The following is a 1,569-nucleotide window of genomic DNA, read 5'->3' on the forward strand; positions in this document are numbered from 1 at the left end:
GTTTTGTTAGCCACTCTAAGTAAGTGACGCCGAAGGATGCCAACACAGGCATCGCACGACCGGTTGCGCAGACCGGAGGCATCCGCCCGGCGGCAGTGCCGGCGCTTTGGTGGCCGCTCCCATCCGCGCACACGGCGAGGTCCAGACCGTAGTCCACTCCCGTCGGCCGCGCACGTGACCGCCGCACTCCCAGGTGTGCAGTGCAACAAGAGTGGCCACGCAAGGCACGCACATTCTGGCGCCATCGCGCCCAAACCAGCTGAATTCAGCGTTTTGTGCACGGTTGCGCACCTTTGCGCGGCGACAGGTTCGCATCAGGCATTGCCATGCACGGCGAAAGTGCTAGAACTAGAGTCGTCCGATATCGGCCATGCATCGCACGGCGCGTCGGTCGCTCCAGGGCCCGGCTACCGCCGGTGCAGCAAGTCGTTCGTACCAGCCATCCGTCAGGAGCTTGTCATGATCGCTTTGTTCCAGGGTTTAGGCCTGCTATTGCAGGACAACGCACTCCATCGGCGCTCCTTCGACGAACAGGTCGTCTATTGGCGCGACAAGACCGACGCCCAGCTCGACGAAGAGCTCGATCTGCTCAAGGTGGCCAAGAAACAATGGGTGATCGCCTCGATCATCGGCTGGCAGGCGATTTCGCTGGTGCTGCTGGGCGTGATCACCCACCAGCTGTGGCAGAACGATTACCACCTGACCTTCAGCCGCGTGGTGATCATCTTCACTTCGTGGGCATCGATCCTGTTCGTCATGTGGTACATCGCCGATCTGTTCGACCACAGCGCCGGTTTCGAGCGGTGGTTGCGCGCCTTCAACAGCCGAGCGCGGGTGACGCCGGATGCCGATTCGGTCGAGTGCGTTGCCGACGCACTGGACATGACGCGCCGCTACCCGGAAGTGTTGCGCTACAAGCAGGAGGTGACCTCCAAGCGCGAGCTGCGCCACGAGGACATCGTCAACATGCGCGAGATGGGGCGCTTGCGCCGCTACACCGAATTGCTGCGTGATCTGGACCGTTTCGATGGCGCGCCACGGCTGGTGGCCAACGCCTGAAGCATTGCGCACAGATCGCAGACCAGAACGCGCAATTGAACTGCAAAACGGCCGACGGAACTCCATCGGCCGTTTTGCATTTCAATACCGACCAGTGCCATGGTCCTGACGCACGCCAGGTCCTTCGAGTCGCTGTGTCATGGCCCTGCTGCGCCTTTGAAGCAGGAGTTGCATGACGCGTTGGCGCCAGCATGTTCGAACGGCTAGAACTCAATCACACGAACCGGGCCTGCCAACTCATCGGACAGTAACTGCGCCAAGGACACAGCATCCTCCAGAGACTCGTCCGGGCCATGCGCCGCTGTGAGCATGAAGTACGGTGCCGAACCATCTCCCACGCACACGTCATCGATCAGGTCCTCGATGCGGTCGGCATCGACGCCGACCACACCGACGTAGTTGACACCTTCAGCGATCCAGTCGGCGACCAGAGCGGCTAGCCCTGGCCGTTCGCCGTGCAGTGAATGCAGGACGATCTTGCGCGGATTCCGCATTGCGCTTCAGGCCAGG

The 1,569-nt window shown here is 61.7% G+C and carries 2 protein-coding genes; one reads left to right on the forward strand and one right to left on the reverse strand.

Annotated elements, in window-relative coordinates; genetic code table 11:
• The first annotated feature begins 363 nt into the window (after positions 1–363).
• Complete coding sequence (locus Y887_RS17315; protein ID WP_084726094.1) at positions 364–1,059, forward strand: hypothetical protein; 696 nt, start codon at positions 364–366, stop codon at positions 1,057–1,059.
• Between the two features lie 203 nt (positions 1,060–1,262).
• Here the strand turns inward: Y887_RS17315 and Y887_RS17320 are convergent, their stop codons facing one another.
• Positions 1,263–1,553: a DUF7684 family protein gene (locus tag Y887_RS17320; protein ID WP_046965531.1), complete on the reverse strand. Its 291-nt coding sequence runs from the start codon at positions 1,551–1,553 to the stop codon at positions 1,263–1,265.
• Positions 1,554–1,569: the final 16 nt, after the last annotated feature.

Source organism: Xanthomonas pisi DSM 18956 (assembly GCF_001010415.1).
Lineage (GTDB): Bacteria > Pseudomonadota > Gammaproteobacteria > Xanthomonadales > Xanthomonadaceae > Xanthomonas > Xanthomonas pisi.